This is a genomic window from Pseudomonas sp. Pseusp11, assembly GCF_047304405.1.
Lineage (GTDB): Bacteria > Pseudomonadota > Gammaproteobacteria > Pseudomonadales > Pseudomonadaceae > Aquipseudomonas.
The window spans coordinates 87,305-108,281 of the sequence record NZ_JBGLZF010000002.1 but is presented as its reverse complement, the minus strand read 5'-3'; the positions used below and the strand labels follow the sequence as shown (position 1 = coordinate 108,281).

Annotated in this window: 28 protein-coding genes; 25 read left to right on the top strand and 3 right to left on the bottom strand. The window is 59.0% G+C overall.

Features of this window, described 5'->3' with window-relative positions:
* Positions 1-35: 35 nt before the first annotated feature.
* Both ACCC96_RS01845 and ACCC96_RS01840 read right to left on the bottom strand, forming a co-directional pair.
* Positions 36-1,079 (bottom strand): SDH family Clp fold serine proteinase, encoded by a 1,044-nt coding sequence (locus tag ACCC96_RS01845; protein ID WP_413694826.1) that lies wholly within the window; start codon positions 1,077-1,079, stop codon positions 36-38.
* A gap of 34 nt (positions 1,080-1,113) precedes the next feature.
* Positions 1,114-1,932: an XRE family transcriptional regulator gene (locus ACCC96_RS01840; protein WP_413694825.1), complete on the bottom strand. Its 819-nt coding sequence runs from the start codon at positions 1,930-1,932 to the stop codon at positions 1,114-1,116.
* 105 nt (positions 1,933-2,037) lie between these two features.
* Between ACCC96_RS01840 and ACCC96_RS01835 the strand changes: the two genes are divergently transcribed.
* From ACCC96_RS01835 to ACCC96_RS01795, 9 genes are all read left to right on the top strand, one after another.
* The gene (locus tag ACCC96_RS01835) at positions 2,038-2,265 is read left to right on the top strand and encodes a helix-turn-helix transcriptional regulator (RefSeq protein WP_413694824.1); all 228 of its coding nucleotides are present in this window, start codon (positions 2,038-2,040) and stop codon (positions 2,263-2,265) included.
* A gap of 66 nt (positions 2,266-2,331) precedes the next feature.
* The gene (locus tag ACCC96_RS01830; RefSeq protein WP_413694823.1) at positions 2,332-2,754 is read left to right on the top strand and encodes a phage regulatory CII family protein; all 423 of its coding nucleotides are present in this window, start codon (positions 2,332-2,334) and stop codon (positions 2,752-2,754) included.
* Between the two features lie 149 nt (positions 2,755-2,903).
* A complete protein-coding gene (locus ACCC96_RS01825) occupies positions 2,904-3,566 on the top strand; it encodes a phage antirepressor KilAC domain-containing protein (protein WP_413694945.1) in 663 nt (220 codons plus the stop codon).
* An 11-nt stretch (positions 3,567-3,577) separates the two neighbouring features.
* Entirely contained in the window at positions 3,578-4,354 is a 777-nt protein-coding gene (locus tag ACCC96_RS01820; protein ID WP_413694944.1) for a helix-turn-helix domain-containing protein, read from the top strand.
* Entirely contained in the window at positions 4,354-5,115 is a 762-nt protein-coding gene (locus tag ACCC96_RS01815; RefSeq protein ID WP_413694822.1) for a replication protein P, read from the top strand. Before ACCC96_RS01820 ends, ACCC96_RS01815 begins: the two co-directional genes overlap by 1 nt.
* Positions 5,108-5,317, top strand: coding sequence for a hypothetical protein (locus ACCC96_RS01810; protein ID WP_230172936.1), 210 nt, complete (start codon positions 5,108-5,110; stop codon positions 5,315-5,317). The genes ACCC96_RS01815 and ACCC96_RS01810 overlap by 8 nt, the downstream gene beginning before the upstream one ends.
* Positions 5,314-6,618 carry a tyrosine-type recombinase/integrase gene (locus tag ACCC96_RS01805; protein ID WP_413694821.1) on the top strand — a complete coding sequence of 435 codons (1,305 nt, stop codon included), beginning with the start codon at positions 5,314-5,316 and terminating at the stop codon, positions 6,616-6,618. The genes ACCC96_RS01810 and ACCC96_RS01805 overlap by 4 nt, the downstream gene beginning before the upstream one ends.
* Complete coding sequence (locus ACCC96_RS01800) at positions 6,615-6,932, top strand: hypothetical protein (RefSeq protein ID WP_413694820.1); 318 nt, start codon at positions 6,615-6,617, stop codon at positions 6,930-6,932. Before ACCC96_RS01805 ends, ACCC96_RS01800 begins: the two co-directional genes overlap by 4 nt.
* 4 nt (positions 6,933-6,936) lie before the next feature.
* Entirely contained in the window at positions 6,937-7,326 is a 390-nt protein-coding gene (locus ACCC96_RS01795; protein WP_413694819.1) for an antiterminator Q family protein, read from the top strand.
* Between the two features lie 100 nt (positions 7,327-7,426).
* On the opposite strand, the gene ACCC96_RS01790 is transcribed toward ACCC96_RS01795, so the two are convergent.
* Positions 7,427-8,308: a DUF2971 domain-containing protein gene (locus ACCC96_RS01790; protein ID WP_413694818.1), complete on the bottom strand. Its 882-nt coding sequence runs from the start codon at positions 8,306-8,308 to the stop codon at positions 7,427-7,429.
* 594 nt (positions 8,309-8,902) lie between these two features.
* Here ACCC96_RS01790 and ACCC96_RS01785 point away from each other — a divergent pair.
* The 16 genes from ACCC96_RS01785 to ACCC96_RS01710 all read left to right on the top strand — a co-directional run bounded on the left by ACCC96_RS01785 (position 8,903) and on the right by ACCC96_RS01710 (position 20,976).
* Positions 8,903-9,121 carry a hypothetical protein gene (locus tag ACCC96_RS01785; RefSeq protein ID WP_413694817.1) on the top strand — a complete coding sequence of 73 codons (219 nt, stop codon included), beginning with the start codon at positions 8,903-8,905 and terminating at the stop codon, positions 9,119-9,121.
* The gene (locus ACCC96_RS01780) at positions 9,109-9,618 is read left to right on the top strand and encodes a lysozyme (protein ID WP_413694816.1); all 510 of its coding nucleotides are present in this window, start codon (positions 9,109-9,111) and stop codon (positions 9,616-9,618) included. Before ACCC96_RS01785 ends, ACCC96_RS01780 begins: the two co-directional genes overlap by 13 nt.
* Before the next feature lie 359 nt (positions 9,619-9,977).
* Positions 9,978-10,286 carry an Rz1-like lysis system protein LysC gene (gene lysC / locus ACCC96_RS01775; RefSeq protein ID WP_413694815.1) on the top strand — a complete coding sequence of 103 codons (309 nt, stop codon included), beginning with the start codon at positions 9,978-9,980 and terminating at the stop codon, positions 10,284-10,286.
* Positions 10,287-10,487: 201 nt separating this feature from the next.
* Positions 10,488-11,033 carry a hypothetical protein gene (locus tag ACCC96_RS01770; protein ID WP_413694814.1) on the top strand — a complete coding sequence of 182 codons (546 nt, stop codon included), beginning with the start codon at positions 10,488-10,490 and terminating at the stop codon, positions 11,031-11,033.
* Complete coding sequence (locus ACCC96_RS01765; protein ID WP_413694813.1) at positions 11,005-13,062, top strand: terminase gpA endonuclease subunit; 2,058 nt, start codon at positions 11,005-11,007, stop codon at positions 13,060-13,062. Before ACCC96_RS01770 ends, ACCC96_RS01765 begins: the two co-directional genes overlap by 29 nt.
* Complete coding sequence (locus ACCC96_RS01760) at positions 13,059-13,274, top strand: hypothetical protein (RefSeq protein ID WP_030132153.1); 216 nt, start codon at positions 13,059-13,061, stop codon at positions 13,272-13,274. The genes ACCC96_RS01765 and ACCC96_RS01760 overlap by 4 nt, the downstream gene beginning before the upstream one ends.
* Complete coding sequence (locus ACCC96_RS01755; protein ID WP_413694812.1) at positions 13,271-14,881, top strand: phage portal protein; 1,611 nt, start codon at positions 13,271-13,273, stop codon at positions 14,879-14,881. The genes ACCC96_RS01760 and ACCC96_RS01755 overlap by 4 nt, the downstream gene beginning before the upstream one ends.
* Positions 14,878-16,287, top strand: a complete 1,410-nt coding sequence (locus tag ACCC96_RS01750; RefSeq protein ID WP_413694811.1) for a S49 family peptidase — start codon at positions 14,878-14,880, stop codon at positions 16,285-16,287. Before ACCC96_RS01755 ends, ACCC96_RS01750 begins: the two co-directional genes overlap by 4 nt.
* Positions 16,287-16,649, top strand: coding sequence for a hypothetical protein (locus tag ACCC96_RS01745; protein WP_413694810.1), 363 nt, complete (start codon positions 16,287-16,289; stop codon positions 16,647-16,649). Before ACCC96_RS01750 ends, ACCC96_RS01745 begins: the two co-directional genes overlap by 1 nt.
* 23 nt (positions 16,650-16,672) lie before the next feature.
* Positions 16,673-17,593, top strand: a complete 921-nt coding sequence (locus ACCC96_RS01740) for a phage capsid protein (protein ID WP_413694809.1) — start codon at positions 16,673-16,675, stop codon at positions 17,591-17,593.
* A 100-nt stretch (positions 17,594-17,693) separates the two neighbouring features.
* Complete coding sequence (locus tag ACCC96_RS01735) at positions 17,694-18,068, top strand: hypothetical protein (RefSeq protein WP_413694808.1); 375 nt, start codon at positions 17,694-17,696, stop codon at positions 18,066-18,068.
* Positions 18,049-18,699, top strand: coding sequence for a hypothetical protein (locus ACCC96_RS01730; protein WP_413694807.1), 651 nt, complete (start codon positions 18,049-18,051; stop codon positions 18,697-18,699). Before ACCC96_RS01735 ends, ACCC96_RS01730 begins: the two co-directional genes overlap by 20 nt.
* A complete protein-coding gene (locus tag ACCC96_RS01725) occupies positions 18,683-19,213 on the top strand; it encodes a hypothetical protein (protein ID WP_413694806.1) in 531 nt (176 codons plus the stop codon). The genes ACCC96_RS01730 and ACCC96_RS01725 overlap by 17 nt, the downstream gene beginning before the upstream one ends.
* Positions 19,213-19,785: a phage baseplate assembly protein V gene (locus tag ACCC96_RS01720; protein WP_413694805.1), complete on the top strand. Its 573-nt coding sequence runs from the start codon at positions 19,213-19,215 to the stop codon at positions 19,783-19,785. The genes ACCC96_RS01725 and ACCC96_RS01720 overlap by 1 nt, the downstream gene beginning before the upstream one ends.
* Positions 19,786-19,792: 7 nt before the next feature.
* The gene (locus ACCC96_RS01715) at positions 19,793-20,149 is read left to right on the top strand and encodes a hypothetical protein (protein WP_413694804.1); all 357 of its coding nucleotides are present in this window, start codon (positions 19,793-19,795) and stop codon (positions 20,147-20,149) included.
* Positions 20,146-20,976: a baseplate J/gp47 family protein gene (locus ACCC96_RS01710; RefSeq protein ID WP_413694803.1), complete on the top strand. Its 831-nt coding sequence runs from the start codon at positions 20,146-20,148 to the stop codon at positions 20,974-20,976. Before ACCC96_RS01715 ends, ACCC96_RS01710 begins: the two co-directional genes overlap by 4 nt.
* Position 20,977: the final 1 nt, after the last annotated feature.

Below are 20,977 nucleotides of genomic sequence, written 5' to 3'. Positions count from 1 at the left end.
TGCGACGTAACTACCTGAATTACTACTGTAAGTCGTCATTGTGTGAATCTCCACCCCTCAAACGTGCGGTTATCGTTAATAACATTTCCACCGACAGGCATCTGAAAACCTGGCGGTAACTGGACGCCAGGCGGGAATCCCTGCAGCAATTGTGCCTGCTGTTGTACCCGATTGAGGTTACCGCAGGTAGAAAAGTAATAGCAGCCATGAGCAGAGGATTCAACAATCGCTCGTCTGAATTCATAATCCGCGATGGCATTCTGTCCCAGGGCCTGCTCAGGGTCGAACGCCTGACCAAGCTGCATCTCATCCTTAAAGTCTTTGTAGATTGAGTTGATCAGCAGGTACAGATCGTCATTCGGTTTTTCGATGATAAGCCCAAGGTCTGCAGCCTCACGCCTGTTTATGGTGTAGTCATGACTACCTGAGTCGCTGCAGAGGAAGCTGATGATTCGTTCCACCGCGGTTTCATCTTTTACTTGATACTGCAAAAGACGCTTCGCGAGCATCTGTATCTGACTACGGGACCGATGCATTTGCCCAAGAACCAAAGGATGTACCTTTTGGCTTAGATCCAGAAGCAGCTTGGCCACTTCCGATTCATTCTTTACCCCTGAGCTTGCGATGAACTCCATGTAGCCTTTAACCGCCTCGACGCTCACTGGATATCTGACCTGAGGAGGGGCCCCATCAATCGCAGGGTTGAGCGGTGTATTTAGGCTGGGGTCAATGGGCCCTAGAGTGGCTTGCTTAGTCATTATGATTCGGTCGGCGCCAAGAGACATGATGGTCCCAGAGCTATGGCACTTCGACGGTACAATTAGCTCCAGCTCATTACAGAACTGCCGGATTAAGTTCACCAAGCTCCAGGCTGCAAGTGTATTGCCGCCGCGAGTATAGAGGATCAGAGAAATTTTTTCGGTGACGCCAATGGCATCCAGGTGACTCGCGAAGTAATCAAAAACCTCTTCATGTATTTGGGTCTCTAACCCTGGCCGATCACCCGTAATATAAGTTATGACCTTACTAGATCTCCGGTTCTCGAGGTCTGCGTACAGCGCCTTCCGTTGCTCGAACATGACTTACCACCTCGTCTTTTAACAATTATTGTCATCAAACTAAATGTGCATTCCACACCAGCAGCACGCGCGCCTGGATGTACGTCTGATCACGTGGGATCGGCTCAGGCGGATGATTGGTGTTATCGGAAATCATTTTGAAGTGGTCGGAACCCTGCATCTGTAGGCGCTTGATGTAGAGGTGATCGCCCCAAGAGAAAAGGTATATCCCGTCCCCGACAAACTCCCGAATACTCACGTCCACCAGCAAAGGATCGCGGTGTTTGATCGTCGGCGCCATTGACTGGCCCCACCCCGTGACGATTTTCAGGTGGTAGTGCTCGGTAAATTCAACTCCCATTTCTCTAAGGTGTTTCGGGCTGACCCTCACATCCTGCAGCATTTCGGGGTAGTCGTGCGGAACCTGGCCTCCACCCATAGCTGCGCGAACGTCGTAATGCGCAATCCACACCTCATCACCTACCTGGCCAGGTCGGGAGAAGTCGGTGACGATCACGTTGTTTGGCTTTTTACTTGACTCCTCTGCAGCAGCAAGGATTTTCTCCCTAACTTCCTTGGGCAGCCTTTTTCCGGCCTGCGCAAGCATGTCACGCACAAGATCCACCGAGCCGGAGGCAACCGCCGACACTATAGTGGAGGGCGTCCCCGACGTTCTCAGTAGTATCTCAGACTCATCCACCCCAATAGCCTTCGCCATCGCAGCTATATCAGCAAGCGTTGGCTCCCTTGTCCCAGCTTCATAATTCCCCACCCGGGACTGGGATTTCCAGCCGCATGCCTCTGCGAGCTGAGCCTGGGATATGCCCGCTGCTTTTCTCAGGCGCTTGATGCGCTGACCTAATAATTCGTTCATGCGCGTGATTTCATCACGAAACGAAATATTCGGCTTTCACTTATTGTGATTGAATTAAACACGTTACGTGTTTATCCTTCTTGAACGTATGAGAGGAATGAATCCATGAACCACGTTCGCTTGATTCGAGAAAGAGCAAGCATCACCCAGGCAGATCTGAGGCGGTCGCTCGGCTGGAATCAGTCGCGTCTGGCCAACTATGAATCTGGTCTGCGTTGTCCGGGGCTTAGTGAGGCCCGCCAAATCGTGGCGGCGCTGAATAGCCTCGGTGCGGAGTGCGCTTTGGATGATGCATTCCCCCCAGAAACCATTTCAGAACCTTCCGCCGCTTGATTTTCTGAACAAATGATCGCTGAGCATCTTCAGTGGCGCCACGGAAACAAATTTGAGGTTTTACGAATGGAAGATTTTTTGAGGGCTTGCCACACCACGGTCAAGGAAAGTGGGGCAGAGGAGCTAGCCGGGAAAATGTGCATGGCGCACGTGAGTCTGCTTCAGCGCTCGAACCCGGACAACGCGGCGCATCACCTGACCATCGAGCATCTGTTCGGGATTTTGCTACACACCGACGACATGCGCCCGCTGGCCTCTCTCGCTGATCAGTTTGGTTTCGATCTTGTTGCTCGAGAGAAGCCGGCGATTAAGCCATTGATGGTTGCTCTTGGACAGCTATCGGCTGAATGCGGAGATGTTGGCCGGTTGATTTTCGATGCCGCCGAAGACAACCACATCAGCCAGCATGAAAAAGCCCAGGGCGAGAAAGCAATCCTTGAAGCAATCGATGCGCTGCAGGTTCTACGCGAGTCGCTAAAGGCTGCCTGAATCGCAGGCACAAAAAAGCCGGGCTGCAACCCGGCTTTTTCAATACGCAACACACTTGAGGGGCCATTATGAACACGATCGCTACCCCCGGCAATACCCGCCATGTCGCGACACTTTTGAGCAGTTCGCAAAACGTGTCGTGTCACACCATGTCGTCACGCGAGATTGCCGAACTCACCGGCAGCACGCATGACAATGTTCTGAAAACAGTCCGGACGCTGGTTGCCAAGGGTGTCGTTTCTGCAAACGACACCCCCTATATCCATCCACAAAACGGCCAGGTCTATCGCGAGTTTCTGCTGTCCCAGCGCGACACTCTGGTGGTGGTTTCGGGCTACAGCGTCGAGTTGCGTGCGCGGATCATTGATCGCTGGCAGGAACTGGAAGCTCAGGCGGGCCAGTTTCAGATTCCAGCAACGTACGCCGAAGCATTACAGGCTGCCGCCGACCAGGCAAAGGACAACCAGTTGCTGCGTCTGGTCATTCTCGATCAGGCGCCAAAGGTTGCGGCCATAAAGCGTCTTGCCGCGGCCGGCGGCGCGATTTGCATCACCGACGCGGCCAAGCACCTGCAAGTCCAACCTTCGAAGCTTTTCACCTGGATGGAACAGCACCGTTGGATTTTTCGACGCCAAGGCTCAGGCCGCTGGACTGCGTACCAGCCGCGCATCACGTCCGGCTACATGGTCCACAAAGTCACCACCTTGAAGGCAAACCCTGAAACCGGCGCCGAGCGCGCAGCCTTCGATCCATTGGTCACCCCGAAGGGGCTTGCCCGTTTGGCTGAATTCAATATCGGAGCCTCCCTGTGAGTGTTCAAGCAATGTCCTGGGCGCTCTCTTTGCCTACTGAATCCCTGAAAGACTCAAGCGCGCGTCATGTGCTGCTGTGCCTTGCCAACTACGCCGGTTCGAACGGTGCTGGCGCCTTTCCATCCACCTCAACCCTGGCACAGGACACCGGCCTGTCCGAACGAACCGTTCGCTACAAGTTGGATGATCTGGAGAAGGTCGGACTGATCCAGAAGGGCAATCAAGCCATTGCCGCCGTGCACATCGATCGTCATGACCGCCGCCCAGTTGTGTACGACCTCCAACTATCGCGGGGTGCAAATCCTGCACCCCGTACAAATCGGGGTGCAAATGACGCAACGGGGTGCAATTCACAACAGAACGGGGTGCAGCCTGGAACAGAACGGGGTGCAGCGGCTGCACCCAATACGTCAATTAACCATCAAGGAACCGAACAGCAGCTGCAGCGCGAGATTTCCGATGTGATTGCCGAACAGGATCAGGCCGCCATCGATGCGCTGGATGATCGCCAACGCTTCGCCATGTTCGCCGCCTGGGTACCGAGTGGAAAGGCGTTGGCTGATCAACTCGTAATCGCGGGGCTGCCAGCTGAGTCGGTGACTGATGAGTTGTTCGCTGATTTCAAGGGCTTCTTCGTTGCCAAGCCTGCGACCGTAGACAGTGCCTCTGGCTGGTGTTTTCGTCTGGTCAAGTGGATCAAACGTGAGCAGGTGAAGCGCGCCGGTGGACAATCTGCACCACCCGATTTTGATGACTCAAGCTGGGCTGATGATCTGGGGGATTTGTGATGGAGATGAAAGCTCCGCGCAGCGCCAATCAACTGCTCAGCAAGATGGGAAACCTGCCACCGGTTGCACTGGTTCAGCCGAAGCAACTGCCGCCCGGCACCACTGATGTGGTGAATGCGTTGTTCAAAGAACTTCAGGCGATTTTTCCCGCGTGGAAGCAGGCCTGGCCAGACGATGACGCCTTGCGTGCTGCCAAGCGTAGCTGGATCAAAGCGTTCATCGTCGCCGGAATCAATACGCTTGAGCAGATCCGGTACGGGCTGCAGAACTGCCGTCAGTACGGCGGCGATTTCGCGCCGAGCGTGGGCAAGTTCGTGAAGTGGTGTCAGCCAACGCCTGAGATGCTGGGCATCCCTTCACACGACAAGGCTTTCCGTGAAGCGCTGGTCAATCTGGACCCGAGCCGCGCCTCTTCTCGCGTGTGGTCGCACTCAGCGGTGCGTCATGCCGCGCTCCAGTGCGAGATGCACAACCTGAACAGCCTGGTGTCGGAGAGGGCCAGCAAGGTTTTCGACCGGGCTTACGACATCACCATCCGGATGCTGGTTCAGGGCAAGCCGCTTGAGGATATCGCCGTCGGCATCGGGCACGACTCGCAGAAGCCTGAAGTGCAGTTGGCCCAGGAATACGGTGATGCGCGGCTACTGGCAACCATGGCTCGGCAATCCATTCCAGTCGACGGCCAGACCGCCCGCGCTCAGTTGCTGTCTCGGTTCGGTATTCGAGAAAAAACAAACATCGAGGGCCACACCAATGCCTGATCGCCTGCTGGCTGTTCCTGACCCGGAGAACTACCGCTTCGCCGTGTTCTGCTGCTCTTACAAGTGGGATCTGGGGAGTACTCCCGATCACGCACTGGCGCTGTTTGTTGATCAGGCGATGGCCGAGCGTTATGGCGCATCGATGTGGCCGAACACCTTTCAAGTCGTCGATCTTTTGGCGCCCGCAGGTAACCCGCAATGACCGCCCAAGTGAAAACCCTGACCGTGAAACTTTCGGATGCCGAAATTGAGCGCAGTGCCAAGAAGTTGCACATCCGCGATCTGCGAGATGCGAGTCATCCGGCGTTGCACTTTCGTTTCGCGAAGAATCGAGCGCGCGGTTCCTGGTACTTGCTCGGCAAGCGCACCTGGCACCGGATTGGCGGGTTTCCAGATCTGAGTACCAAGCAGGTCGTGGCCGCGTTGCCGGCGGTGCGCCTTCGGGTTGCTGCCGACGAGGGCTCAACGCTTTCAACCTGGGTCACTACCGGTGAGTTGCTGGCTTGGTATGCCGATCGAATGGCCCGCGACCGCAACCTGTCGGAGAAACGCAAAAAAACTGGTGCCTCGGCCATCAAGTGCCACCTGATGCCACGCCTGGGCGACCTGCTGCTGACCGGCATCGACAAGGCCACCCTCGACAGTCAGCTCATGTGGCCATTGCAGGAAAGCATTTCCATCGACTACGTGCGCCTGGTGTTCCAGTTGCTGGCCCTGGCCTTCCGCCAGGCGTTCAAGCTGGGCCTGATTTCGGCCAACCCCATGGCGTGCGTCAAGTTCAGTGACTTCTCCAAGGCGAAGGTGGGTATCAAGCCTTCCCGGTTGCGCAGCACCCAGCTTCAAGACCTCATGACACGTTTGCTCGGTGCCATGGCGAACAACCCGTCGGATGGGCTGCTCGCGCTGATGATGCTTTGCCACGGCACGCGCATAGGTGAAACGCGACAGGCGCGGTGGTCGCACATCAGCTTGGCCGAGCGCGAGTGGTTCATTCCGGCCGAGCACACCAAGACTGGCGTCGAGCATCACCTGCCACTGACCGAACAGGTGCGCAAGGTGCTGATCAGTTATCGCGAGATCCAGCGAGCCAAAGGGTATGACGGTCAGTTCCTGTTTCCGTCGCGCAACGGCAAAGCGCTCAGTGAAGGGCAGGCGAGTGCCGTGTTCGGGCGGTTGGGGCAGGGCGAGTGGACCAGCCATGACTTGCGCAAAGTCGCCCGTACCGGTTGGGCAGACCTTGGCGTCGACCACCTGATCGGTGAGCTGCTGATCAACCATGCCATGGGCCACAACGTGAAGGTGTACATCCAGTCGGACGTCATGAGCCGTAAGCGCGATGCCCTGGAGCAGTGGCACGCGCATCTAGATACGAAGGGCTTTGACCAGATTCATATGTTGACCGGCGTTAGATCCGGAGATTCCGGTAAAGCGCTGGAAGCCACAGAACACAAGGCCTGCAAGGCCATTCAAGAATCAACCATAGGCGAGGTTTCAAAAGCATGAAAAAGAGCCACGGCTCCGCCTTTCAAGCACCGCAGATCGAGTTGGCCCAGTGTCAGATTTGTCGAGGGAAGGCGTTCATCAAAGGTGTTTTTTACGACCTGGCCTGCATCCAGTGCAACGCCTCGGGGTGGGTTGTTGCCGAAACCGGCGAGGCGCTTCAGTTGCATGATTTGGTTATGCAATTGAGCTTCAAGTTGCAGGAGGCACAGCGGAAGGTCGAGGCGTTGAAGCGTGCGTCGACCACCAGTATCGGAAAACACTACGAATTGAACAACCGCCTGGGAGCAGGCGGGTCGAATTACACAGGGGATTGAGAGCATGATGATTCGTAAGCCGGCAGGACGGCCTTTGGGGGATACCGAGTACTTACTGGAACAGTGGGGCTGGTGGCGTATGGATGGGATGGGGGTCCCCAGTTACATCTCGCCTACATTCGCGCTAATGCGCCAAGTGACACCGCAGCCATCCGTGAGCACGAGCTACTGCATCACCGATGATTGGGCTCTTGCTATTGATGAGGCGGTGGCCAGACTCATTCGTCGCGATCAGCAAATGGGCGACATTATCTGGCTGTACTACGGCGCCAAATGGCCGATGGTCCGAGTGGGTAAGCACTACGGATTAAGTGAAGGTAAGACACGAGAGCTCGCCCGCGCGGGCGCTGCGTGGATCGACTGTGCTGTTGGGGGGATGAGGGACGCGGCATAGAAAGATCCGAAAGGTTGCTCTTAACTCGTTTTTGAAAGGAAAGGTTTACGTATTTATAATTGCCGCCGCTTGGTGGCAATTATAATTTGAAGTTGCCAGATTACAATTCAACTATTTCAAGCCCGATGGCGCCCTTTGTAGCTCTGCTAAGTTTAACGTGAGGGTTGGGGGCGATTTCTGATATGGCTTTCGTAACCTCCGAAATAGTTGAATCTTCAGTGTTTAGTCCAAAAATAATCTGAGATATGGCATTGGCCGGGAGGTCAAAAAGAAAAACATTATCTCCGGCCGGAGTGGAGATTTCGGCGTTTGCTGCACTGAGCGGTAGCAGCATCCGCCACTCATTTTCATACTCCCAGCTTTTATTTTTCTGAATAAGAATGTCTTTTTTTACTTCCGAAACGCTACCCAAAGGCTGCGTATCTTCATAAACAACTTTCCGTAAATGGTAAAGCTCATCGGACTCTGAACGTCTTCGGTTGAAGAACTGATTCGTTGTGTCGAAACCTATTATGAAGCCTTTAGAGTTGTCAGCGTAATTTGCCCACATCGGAGGGATAGAACAGTTGGAGCTGAGGCTTAATATTCCAATGTGTTTGTTAAGTCCTAATGAAATTTCGCTTTTTATTCTGTCTGTATGGGGCCTTATGTATTCGTTGTTGATTTTTTTAATATTTTCCAATGAGGTAAGTTGCTGTACCTTGGCTATTAAAAACTCGTGAAACTCAGGTGGCATGTTTTTAAGTGCGGCTTGCTCCGGTTCTGATAATTTTTCCAGAGTTTGGCGAATCATTAAGTCTGGGTCGAGAGTGGATACTTTGTCGAATAGTTCTTTTTCTGAAATTATTTCCTGAAATGATAAGTTGAACTCAAAAGGATCATTTAGAGCGAATGGCTGTGTGAATCTAATTTTTAGGTTTTTTAAGATGTCAACTCTTTCAGGCGTTACATATTTGTATAGTGTGCGAGGGACAGTTTCCATGATTTTTATTCGCTGGCTTCGAGGCTGGTTAAAGGTGCGAGGCGCCAGCATAGTGACTTTTTTTTTAGGTTCAAAGCTGCAAACCCCGACGGGCTCGCCAATGGAAGGTGCAAAATGAAGAAATCGCTTTTCCGCGCGGAATAGATCTGTTTTTATAGCAGCGTGTATTGCTGTGAACGCAGCGTGACGCCTTCGAGAACCCGGCCAGTTGAGCTGGGTTTTTTGTGCCTATTCATAAGCCTCGCCACAGTGCGTAATGCTGTTCACTTAAGCGCGACTCTTCAGTCATGCCTACCTTTGTGGCGAGCGAGCTTGCTCGCGTTGGGCTGCGCAGCGGCCCCAAAAATCTGATAACAATCGCCGATTTTTGTGAGCGCTACGCACTCAAGCGGGAGCAAGCTCCCTCGCCACAGGTTACTCACTGACTCAAGACTCTTAAGTGAACAGCATTACGCCACAGTGCGGGGTTTTTCGTTTTTGATTGCACATTTGTCCGCCCATACAGCGGTTTTTTATTCCACTCTCCCGAAACGGGGGTAACAACCTTCAAGCCTCGGCCCTCAACGGCCGGGGCTTTTTTATGGGGACAGAAAAGTGAGCACTGAATCTGGACTTGCGATGACAGTTGTGAAAGCCGCGCCGCCGGTGGCGTATTTCAGCAGCACCACGCTTTTCGGCTTTGAAATCAGCCACCTCATCGGCTGGTTGACACTGCTGTACACGTTGTTGCTGTTGCTCGACAAAGCGTTCCCGTCCTGGCGATCCACGCTGGTTAGCTCGGTCACATCAGCGGTGGCGGCATGGCGAAAATAAAGCTGCCGGCCGCGCTCTTGGCGGTGTTGGCCGCCGGTGGCTCGGCCTATCAGCTGATGGACGTGGCGGTCCCCATCGTCGAGGGAAACCCCTTGCGGGCCTATCTCGACATTGGTGGCGTGCCGACCATCTGCGGGGGTGTGACCAAGGGCGTGAAGCTGGGCGATGTTGAAACGCCCGAAGGCTGCATGCGCCGCAACCGTGAGGCCATCGACATCGGTCTGAAGGACGTTGCGCGCTGTGTCACTACCTCCGATCCCATGCCTGAATCGATGAAAGCGGGGTGGGGCTTGTTCACCTACAACGTCGGCGGGCCGAAGTTCTGCGCCTCGACAGCGGCCAAGCTGCTGCGCCAGGGGCAGTACGTGCAAGCGTGCGATCAACTCAAGCGGTGGCGATTCGTGGCCGGTAAGGATTGCGCGCTGAAGAGCAGCAAGTGCGACGGCATCATTCATCGCCGCGCCCTGGAGGAAACCTTATGTACGTGGGACTTGTGACTGACGCGCTGGTGAGTGCCGTGTTCCTTCTGGCTGCCGCTCTGGCGGTCGGGCCGACTCAAGTGGTGACGGTATGAAACTGATTCCCTGGGGTATCGCATTGCTGGTCGCGGTCTTGGCGCTCTGGCGTACTGAGGCCGTGGATTCAGCCCGCGCGTTGGCCGAACAGGCCAGCAGTAATGCCGGTGATCAACTGATAGCCGAGCAGTTGCGAGCCGAAGAACAGGCGGGGGTGATCGCTGACCAGCGCGCCCAACTGAAGCAAGCGCAGACCGCCGACCGCTTGTTCCGATCATTGGCGCAGACCATCGCTAGGGATGGTGACGTTACGCGTAACGCACTACAGGAGCTGAAAGAGAATGATCAAGCTATCGCTGATTACCTGGCCGGTGCTGTACCTGCTGCTTACGGGGTGCAGTTCGCCCGTCCAGAAACCACCGACCCAACCCAGTACAAGCCAGACGCAGCCCTGCCCGCTGGTGGCCTGCCGCCTGCCGGCACGCCCGCCGGTGCTGGCCAATGAGCAATGGAAGGACGCCGTGTTGGTGACTGAAGACGCGTTGAAGACCTGCGCCGCCCAGGTGCTGGCGTGCATCGAGCAACAGGCACCGACAACGCACCACGATGGTGCGCCGATGGGTCTGGGTCCCTCTGGCTCCAAAATTTGAACCTACGGTCGTCAGGCCCGCGCGGCTCGCGAATTTTTCGGTTTTCGGAAAAGCACGCCCTTTGTCCACCTTTATCGTTCAATTTTTGAACAGGTGGCCACGTGCAGCCCTTGAATTTACTGGCAACGTGTGCGCCGAACGAGAAGGGCAAGGTGGACAAATAGGCCAAGCGCTCGGCCACCTCTTCGCATTGGTCGACCTATGCCGCTGATTTTGAATAAACGCGAATACGCCGATGCCCGGGGTATGTCCGAACGGACGGTTACGCGCTGGCTTGGCGAGGGGCTGCCGCATGAGGGGAGCGGCAAGAAGGGCGACCCCATGCGCATCGACATGGCCAAGGCCACCGCCTGGGAGATTGCCCGCGAAGTGGCCAAGCAAGTAGGCGACGGTCACGCGGTCGACGGCGAAACCACAACCAAGGAACAAGAAGAACTGTTGAAGCTGCGCGCAGACCGCAAGACGCGGGAAGCCGAAGCCGAGTTGCGCGCCCTGGAGCTGGGCGAAAAGAAAAAGACCTTGATCGACATCGACCTGGTCGAGCAGACCCTGGCCAGCGCGCTGACACAGATGGCAATGATCCTGCGCCCGGTGGGCCGCAAGGTGATTCCCAAAGTATTCACCGCGCGTAATGAAGCGGCGGGCTTGCAGATATTCGACGACGAACTGACCCGGGCCATGTCGGTCGCGGCCGACATGCTGGAGGCGTTAGACATCCATGCCGCACCGTCTGAAGAGGATTCTTAAGCGGGGGGCCAAGGTGTTTCGGCCGGCGCCGTTGCGCGCGGCTTGGCTGTGGGCCAATCAGAAGCGCGTCTTGCCGCCGGGCAGTCCCGAGCCGGGGCCGTGGAACAGCGACCGCGCGCCTTGGGTTAAGGGTATCACTGAGGCTATACGCGACCCGCTGTTCAAGATGGTGACCGGCGTGATGGGCGCGCAGATGTCCAAGACCGACGGCGTGCTGTTGAACGCGGTTGGTTGGCGGATGGACGACGATCCAGGTCCGGTGTTGTACATCGGTCCGACTCGCAAGAACGTCGAGTCGGTGAGCAAGGATCGTTTTTCCAAGCTGCTGAAATCGGTGCCTTCGCTGTTTGAGGCGCTGGCCAAGGGCAAGCAAGACACGATTAATGAAAAGTTCATCAACGGTCAGCGCATCGGCTTCGGCTGGGCTGGCTCGGCGACCGAGCTGGCGTCGCATCCATCGCGTGACGTGTTCGTCGACGAACGCGATCGTATGGGCAATAACGTCGGCGGCGAAGGCGACCCGATCAGTCTGGCCGAAGCGCGTATTTCCAACTTCATCGACGGCAATGTGACGGTCGTTTCAACACCGACCGTTGGCAGCGTGGAAACCGAAACCGACGACGATGGCCTGGAGCGCTGGCGGCCGTCGGACGATGTCCATTCGCCGGTGTGGAAGCTGTGGCAGGAAGGCACGCGGCACGAATGGGCCTGGCCGTGCCCGCACAAGGGTTGTGGTCGGTACTTCATCCCGCGTTTTTCGACCTTGTACATCCCCGACGGGGCGACGCCCAAGCAGGCCCTGGACGACGCCCGGCTGTTCTGCCCGCATTGCTCGGCGATGATCGCCGAGGAATCGAAAGAGTGGATGAATGACCGTGGTGTGTTTGTCGCCCCAGGCCAGCGCCTGGTCGGCTTCAACGTGGCGGGTGCGCAGATCGAGCAGGGCGGCGTGACGGTAACGGTCGAATTCGGTACCTACCTGGCGCCGCTGGAGGCAGACACTTCGGCGTCGTTTTGGGTGTCCGGGTTGTGCTCGCCCTGGCAGACCTTTGGCCAGCGCGCGCGCAAGTTCGTGGTGGCCATGTTGTCGGGCGAGCCCGGCCGGATGCAGGCCGCGATTAACACCGCATTCGGCGAGCTGTTCATGGTCAAGGGCGAGGCGCCGGCCTGGCAGTCGGTTGCCGCGCTACGCCGGCCCTATGCCTTTGGCGAGGTGCCGCGCGGGGTGCAACTGATCTTGGCCGGTGTCGACGTGCAAGGCGATCGTCTGGTCTATGTGGTGCGCGGCTTCGGCTACAACTTTTCGTCGTGGCTGATTGAGCACGGCGAGATATGGGGCGACACCGAACAGGAACAGGTGTGGCAGGACCTGGCCACGCTGCTGGAAACGACCTACGACGGCCGGCCGATTGCGCGGATGCTGGTCGATTCGGGCTATAAGCCCGGCGGTAAGGCCGCACCGGTGCATATGGTCTATCAGTTCTGCCGGCGCTACTACGGCCGCGCGGTGCCGACCAAGGGCCGGCAGCAACAGGACAAGCCGTACAAGTTTGCTGACGTGGACCAGAAGGGCCACGAACGCCAACCGCTGAAGTTGATGCACATCCACACCGACCACTTCAAAAGCTGGGTGCATGCCCGTATCGAATGGCCGGTGGAACATGCCGGCGCTTGGTACATCGCACAAGACGCGACCGACGATTACTGCCAGCAGGTGGTCGCCGAGGCGCGCCTGGTGACCCAGGCGGGGCGCGTGTTCTGGCACAAGCTGCGTACCGACAACCACTATTTCGACGCTGAAGTGTTGGCGGCGACAGCCGCCCATCTTGAGCAGGTGCATCGCCTGCCGCGCTTGGGGGACGAAATGCTAGACCTGCCGGATGAAACGGCGCCTGACCTAACGGACATGCCTGCGTTGCCTGATGGCGCGCGGGTAAAACAGAAACCCAAACCCCCACCGGAACCGGCAGCGCCGGCGCCGAAGCGGAAAAAACGCCGTCGGGGGGCTGTGAGTGAGTGCCAACTATGAGCCGAAACCGTGGGGCAGTTCGGGCGGAAATCGCCGCCATCGACAAGGCCATTCTTGATGTGCTGCAGGGTGGTCAAAACGTCGAGGTGACGACGGCCGCCGGGACGCGAAAGGTGCAGATGGCGGACCTTAAAACCCTGTATGCACAACGCGATCGCCTGCGGCGCAGCCTGCGCGGCGGGCCGGTGGCTCGACAAGGGATTCCGATATGAGTCGAAACGTCTTCGACCGCGTGGTCGGTTTCTTTTCCGCCTCGGCGGGATTGGACCGCGCGCGGGACCGGATGAGTCTCGACGCCCTGGATTCATTCGCCGGGGCGTCGAAAAGTCGCCCGGCGCTAAAATCGTGGTTTACCTCGAAAAAGGACGCCGACGGCGACGTTAACCCCGAACTGGCGACCCTGCGGTCGCGGTCGCGCGATTTGGAGCGCAATAACCCGATTGCCCACGGCGCCATGAAAACCAAGACGGTCTATGTGATCGGCACCGGGCTACGGCCTGAACCGAGTATCGACGCCGAGTTCCTGGGGCTGAGTTCCCAGCAGGCGGAGACGTTACAGGCGCAAATGTTGCGTGAGTTCAACCTGGCGGCCGATTGCCTGGAGGCAGACGCCGCGCGGCGCAAGACCTTCTTTCAAAAGCAAGCCGAGCTGTTCCATAGCGCCCGGGTGAATGGCGACGCGTTTCTGTTGCTGCCACATTTCGAGCGTGAAGGGTCACCGTACGCGACGCACTTTCAGTCGGTCGAGTCCGACCGCGTGTGCAACCCGAACAACAAACCCGACAGCGAAACCCTGTCGGGCGGTTTCGAGCTGGACGAACACGGCGCCGCCGTGGCGGTACATGTGTTGCAAACCAACCCGGCGAAGCGCTTTTTGCGCTCTAAAGCGTCCTGGCAGCGGGTGCCGCTGTTTGGCGAGCAGAGCCGGCGCAACGTGCTGATTCACTCCAACCACAACATGCGGGCCAGCCAAACGCGGGGCATCCCCGACTTGGCGCCGGTGATCGAAGTGATTAAGCAGGCCGGGCGCTACATCGACGCCGAACTGATGGCGTCGGTGATTAGCTCGAAATTCACCGTGTTCATCAAGTCCGACCGCGATGGCGGTGGGGATGCCTATGGGCCGGGAGGGGGCAGGACAGACGCAGCGGATGACGATGACGACGACAGCGACGAGGCCCGCGACCTGCGCCTGGGTGATGGCTTGGTGTACGAGCTGGACGAAGGCGAGAGCATCGAAACGGCCAATCCGGGGCGACCGAATGCGGCCTTTGACCCGTTCGTGACGGCGCTCTGGCGCATGATCGGCGGCGCCATTGGTGTGCCGTTCGAAGTGTTGATCAAGCACTTTACCGCCAGTTATTCGGCCAGTCGGGCGGCGCTGTTGCAGTTCGCCCATTACATCATGGTCGACCGGGCCAACTTTGTTGTCGACGTGTGCCAGCCGTATTACGAAACCGTGATCGCGGAAGCGGTGGCACGGGGGCGCTTGCGATTGCCGGGGTTCTTTCAGGACCCGCTGGTCCGCCGAGCCTACTGCCAAGCGCTGTGGCACGGGCCCAATCTGGGCGAGCTGGACGAACTGAAGGCGGTCAATGCGGCTGAGAAGCGGCTAAAGATCGGCATCAGCACGCACGAACGGGAAAGCCGTCACTTGCTGGGCCAAGGCTGGGAACAAATCAACAACCGACGCGTGATCGAGGAGCGTCGCAAGTACAAACCGGCGGCGCCGAGTGCGCCGCCCAATGACGACAACGTCGAACAAGGCCCCGAAGGCAACCGCCAACGGGGCCTTTTGCTGCCAGGGGAGGACGCATGAAAAAGCTGATGGCCTTGCAGTTTCTGGCTTCACAAGCCTGGGCGCTGCCGCCGACGATGCTGGCTGACATGGAAGCCATCGCCCGCCGAGAGTTGAAGGCCGGCAGCCTGGAGGCACTGGCCACGCAAGACGGGGAGGGGCTGAAGTCGGTCCCTGCCGTCGAGCTGCGCGACGGGGTGGCACTGATCAAGGTGCGCGGGGTGGTGTCGCGCTATGCCAGCTGGATGCACGACATTTGCGGCGGCACGTCGACCGAAGCGCTGGCCAAATCGCTGTCGGCTTCGATTGAAGACCCCAAGGCCCGCGCGGTGGTGCTGTGGTTCGACTCGCCCGGTGGCCAGGTCAACGGCCTGAATGAAATGGCCGAAATGATCTATCAGGCTCGGGGCCGGAAAAAGATCGTCGCCTATGTCGGCGGCCAAGCCTGTTCGGCGGCGTACTGGATGGCTTCGGCCTGTGCCGAAGTGGTGATCGACGCGACCGCCGAACTGGGTTCGGTGGGCACGGTGGCGGGGTTTCGCATCCTGCCGCCGGTCGAGGGCGAACAACGCATCGAAGTCGTGTCGAGCAATGCGCCGAACAAGCGCCTTGACCCGACCAGCGAGGACGGCCAGGCCGCCGTGCAGACCATCGTCGACGACCTCGAAACGGTGTTCATCGACGCGGTGACCCGAAACATGGGTGTCGGCCGCGACAAGGTCCTGGCCGACTTTGGCCGGGGCGGCACCTTCATCGGTGCCAAGGCAGTAAAGCAGGGCATGGCGCACCGCCTCGGCAGCTTGGAAGGCTTGATCGCCGAGCTAAGCGGCCGGCAGTCGTCCCGCCCGATTCAACCACTCAAGGCGTCAACCGCCGCCAAGACCAACGTAGGAGCAAACCACATGCCTCTGACTATCGCAGAAGGGGCGACGGCGGCCGCCGTTGCTGACGCCCTGAAGGCCCAACACCCGGACGCTTTCGCCGCCATTGCCGCCACCGGTGCGGCCGACATGGCCACCGCCGTCGAAGCGGCCCGTGTGACGGGTCACGCGGCGGGCAAAGCCGAAGGGGAAATCGCCGGCCGTACCGCTGAAACCGCACGAGTCACAGCGGTGTTTGCTAACAGCCTGCCCGGGCACGAAAAGCTGATTCAGGCCCTGGCCTTGGACGGCACCACCAGCGGCCCAGAAGCCGCCGCGCAGATTATCGCCGCCGAGAAAAAAGGCGGTGCCGACTACCTGCACGACGCTGCCAAGACCGAAGCCAACAAGGTCAAGGGCGGCGCCGAACCCCAGGGCGGAAAGTCCACCGTTGACCCGAAAACGCTGGCCGCTGAAGCCCGCACCCTGGTCGACTCCGAAGCCGCCAAGGGCAACAAAATCACTATTTCCGCCGCTGTGCGAATGATCCAAGGGGGTAAAGCCTGATGCGTCAACACATTGAAAGCCGTCGCGCCGGTACGGATGCCGAGCCTTACCGCATTGCCGCTTATGACGATGTCGAAGGCGAGTTCAAGCAAGCCGCGGGGCCGAGCGAAGCGCCGTTGATGGGCGTGACCGGCAGCCTCGGCGCGGTGGCAGGCACCGTCTGCGACGTGATCCGAAGCGGCCCAACCGAGCTGGAGTATGGCGACGCTGTTGGGTTTGGTGACTTGCTGACCGCCGACGTCGCCGGTCGTGCGGTGAAGGCGAAACCCGGCGAAGCCTACGTCGCCCGCGCCGACGAAACCGGCGATGCCGGCACCATCGGCCGCGTGTTCATCGAGCGCGGCTTCGTGCCGGCCGCTTAATTTGACCCTGGAGTAATTCAAGCATGCCAGCCCCGTTTCCTATTGACCCGGTCCGTACCGGGATCGTCATTGCCTATCGCAATGACAAGCTGATCGCTGATCAGGTGATGCCGCGTAAGTCTGTTGGCGGTGAGCAATTCAAGTGGTTCGAATATGACAAGGCCGAGCGCCTGACCCATATCGATACTGAAATCAGCCGTAAGGGCGCCGCTCAGGAAGTCGAATTCGCGGCCGAGGAAAAAGACGCCTCGACGGCCGATTTCGGTTTGGACGACGTGGTCCCGCAAAGCGACATCGACAAGGCCGCCAACAGCAACTATGACCCGCTCGATCACGCCTCAGAAGCGCTGACCGACCTGATTCTGTTGGACCGCGAAGTGCGCGTCGCCCGAACTGCCTTCAACCCGGACAACCATGCCTACGGGAAACCGTTGGCGGCCGCAGAGAAGTTCAGCAACCGCGACGCCGACCTGTTGCCGTTCTTGCTGGCCCAGCTCGATGGCCCGCTGATGCGCCCGAACACGTTGACCATCGGCCGCGCCGAGTGGACCCAGTTGCGGGTCAACCGCAGCATGGTCGCGGCGGCCCACGGCAACAGCGGCGACAAAGGCGTGGTGAGCATCGCCCAACTGATGGAACTGCTGGAAATCGAAAACGTGTTCATCGGCGAAAGCCGCGTGAACATCGCCAAGAAGGGCAAGCCGGCCGAGGTCAAACGAGTGTGGGCCGGGCATTGCGCGTTCACCTACCAGGCGGCCAACGTCGAGATTCCGGCTGGGACCCTGACCTGGGGGGCTACTGCGCAATATGACGATCGCTTCGCCGGGACCTGGTATGACGAAAGCGTCGGCCTGAAGGGTGGTTACCGCCTGCGCGTCGGTGAGCAGGTCAAGGAACTGGTGATTGCCAAAGAATGCGGCTTGCTTCTGCAAAACGTGATCTAAGCGTCGCCAGGCTGTACCGAGAGCCCCGCCAAGTGCGGGGCTTTTCGCAACCGAAAGCCTGCCGACAAGGGTCGGCTTTCGCATGCGAAAAGGGGGAGTCATGAGCCGATTTAACATTGTTGAACGAACGATGCTGATTTGTAAGGACGCCACGGCGCAGGTGCTGACGTACGCGGGCGAGCGCTTCGATGTCGAGGGCATTTTCGACAATGCCGAGGTCGATTTCGAGCATCGAAAAGAAGGCTCCAGCGACTCTGGCGGCTTGAAGTTCAAGCGCCGGCAACCGGTGTTCACCACTGGCGATCAACGCTTGGCCGGGATCAGCAAAGCGTGGCGGCTGACCATCAAGGACAAGGTTTACTTTTGCCCCGCGCCCTATGCCGACGGTGCGGGCTGGCTGACTCTCTGGCTGGCCGACAGCCTGGACGAACCCGCCGTAGAGGAGGGCGGAAGCCATGGCAGCCAGTGGCGTTAACTTTCAACTGAACTTCGCGCAAGAAATCACCCGCGTCACCGCGCAGATTCAGGCCACCCCCGAGCAGGTGACGAAGGCCGGCGAGCGAGCCCGCCGTAAAACCATGCGCTGGCTGTCTACGCGTATGGCGCGCGAAATCAGCCAGGCCCTGCGGGTGCCGCAGAAAAGCTTAAAAGCGCGCTGGAGCACGACCACGGCCGGCTCTGGCGCCGAACAAGTGACGATTCTCTGGTTTGGCACCTTGCCTTTGCCGGCGGAGAACGCTGGTCGACCCCGACAGGGCAAGAAGGGCACAACGGTCGCGGGTCGTCGCTTCGACGGGGCGTTCTATCGCAGCGTTTACGACGGGGTTTCGCGGGTCTGGATTCGCAAAAGCCGCGCCCAGGCGCTGGGTCTGCAACTGCCGGCTATGAGTCGGCAGAACGGCGGGGGCAGTGCTCGCTTTCTTGATCTTGGTGGCAGCAATGACAGCAGCAACCGGGGACGTTTCCCGGTGGTGCGTGTCGGCATCGAACTGGCCGACATGGCCGGCGAAGTGTTCCGCCGTTACGAGCGGCGCGCCCTGGCGCGGTTTGCCCAGCTGATCGAACAAGAAATCAATTACGCGGTGAATCATGAGCGGAAAACCTGACGAATCCCAAGTCGATTTGACCGAATTGCATAACCGGATTATCGCGGCCATACGCGAGCGGTTCGGTGAGCGGTTGACGACCGTGGACATGTACAACCCCGTGGACCCGAACAGCCAGTCGATCAAGACGCCGGCGGTGCTGCTGGAGCTGGCCGAGATTCGCCCCAGTGGGCGCACCACGGGCGGCCGCACACCGATGGAGCTGGTATGGACCGCGCACTGTGTCTTAAGCGCGCAGACCGAAAACGTCCAGCTGGAGGTGCGCAACTTCGCGGCCCATCTGCTGCGCTTGATCGACGGCGCACGGTGGGGGCTGGAATACGTGGAACGCGCCGGCGAGTTAGAGGCGTTTCCCGGGTTGTTTACCCCGGGCGAAAAGGGTTTCGAGAGTTGGCTGGTGAGCTGGAAGCAAACGGCCCATGTAGGCGAAGCCTGGGAACTGCCCGTCGATGGTCCGGCGCTTGAGGTGTTCATAGGGCAAGACCACGTAGGTAACGATCAGCCGGAGGCGTGATGGACGTTTTGCAGCGCCTGGAAGAGCTGGAACGTCGCGTTGCCCAAATGGTGGTGCGCGGCAAGATTGCCGAGGTCGACCCCGTCAAGGCCGTCGCGCGGGTCCAGTACGGGCCCGGCATGACAACCGGCTGGCTGCCCTGGAAGCCGATCCGGACCGGGAAGGCGATTGTCTGGTGGTGCCCCGAAAAGGGCGAAGGGGTCACGGTGATCAGTGAGGGGGACCTGGCCCTGGGCGAGATTCTGCCCGGTAGCTATCACAAAGACTTTGTCGCGCCATCGAACGACCCCGACCTGTTTTTGATCCAGTACGGCGATGGCGGGTCGGTGTCTTACGACCGCAAGGCGCACTTGCATCGGCTCGACTTGCCCGCCGGCGGTCGCGCCGAAGTGGTCGCCCCGGGTGGCGTCAAGATTACCGGTGACACCGAAATCGACGGCACGTTACGCGTAACGGGCGACATCAAAGGCGACGCCGAAGTCGGTGACGCCGTGCGCAACATGAGCGCCGACCGGGCGCTGTACAACGGCCATAAACACGGCAACAGCCCGGCCCCTGATCCGCAACAGTGAGAACAGCATGAAGCAAGGTATGGACAGGATTACAGGGCGCCTGATTGGCGGCATTCCCTACCTGTGGCAACGCCTGAGCGATGTCATAGCGACGCCGATCGGCAGCCTGGTCGGCCGCCGCGACTTTGGTTCTCGGTTGTTTGAACTACTCGACCGAAACGTCGATTCGGAATTCCACATGGACGCCTTTGTCCGGCTCGCTGAAGCGATCAACAACAAGGCCAACGGCCTGGATGACTTCAGGCTGTTGACGATGCGGGTTGAGGTGGTGGCCAGCAACCATATCGAGCTGTTTCTAAACGGCCTGCTGTACGAGCAGGGAAAAGCCAGCGCGGTGGAATTGGAAAGGATCTTGCTCAAATGACAGGCGTAATCCCGGCTTTGCTGCCGCCTTTGACCGTCGTTAAACCGGTCGACTATGAAGTTATTGTCGCTGAAATCGCCGCCTCGGCTGGGGTGGAGAACAACAGCCCGGCCGACCCGGCCTATCGGGTTGTGCTGGCCTGCGCCTATCGGGAAATGTTGATCCGCCAGGAAATGAACGAGCAGGCCAAGGGGCTGACATTGGCGTATGCCTTCGGCGGCCAGCTCGACCACATCGGCGTCACCTATTACCGCAACCCGGACGGCAGCCCGATCCTGCGCCGCGCTGGGGAGTTGGACGACGACTATCGGGCGCGCTTGCAGGAATCACCCGAAGGGCTATCGGTGGCGGGCCCCGAGGGCGCCTATCGCTTTCATGCGCGCAATGCCAGCCAGGAGGTCAAAGACGTTTCGGTCGACAGCCCGCAACCCTGTGAGATTGACCTGTTTGTCCTGGGGCGCACGGGTGACGGCCAGGCGGGCCCCGCGTTGTTGCAGGCGGTCGACACCTACCTGAAGCCGTTTCGGCCCTTCGGTGACCGTGTGCGGGTGCGTTCAGCGGAGATTGTGCGCTATGCCCTGAATGCGACCGTGTCTGTGTCGTCCGAGCTAGACCCGGCAATGGCGCTGGAAGTGGCTGAGACGCGCGCCAAGGCGTATGTGGCGCAGATGCATAAGCTGGGTGGTCAGGTCGTACGCTCGGCCGTAGACGCGGCGCTGACGGTCGAGGGGGTGACTGAGGTTGTATTGAATGGCTGGCAAGACATTCGTTGCAGCAAGTCGCAGGCGCCCTATTGCTATGACCTGGTGCTACGGCCGGGAGGGTGAC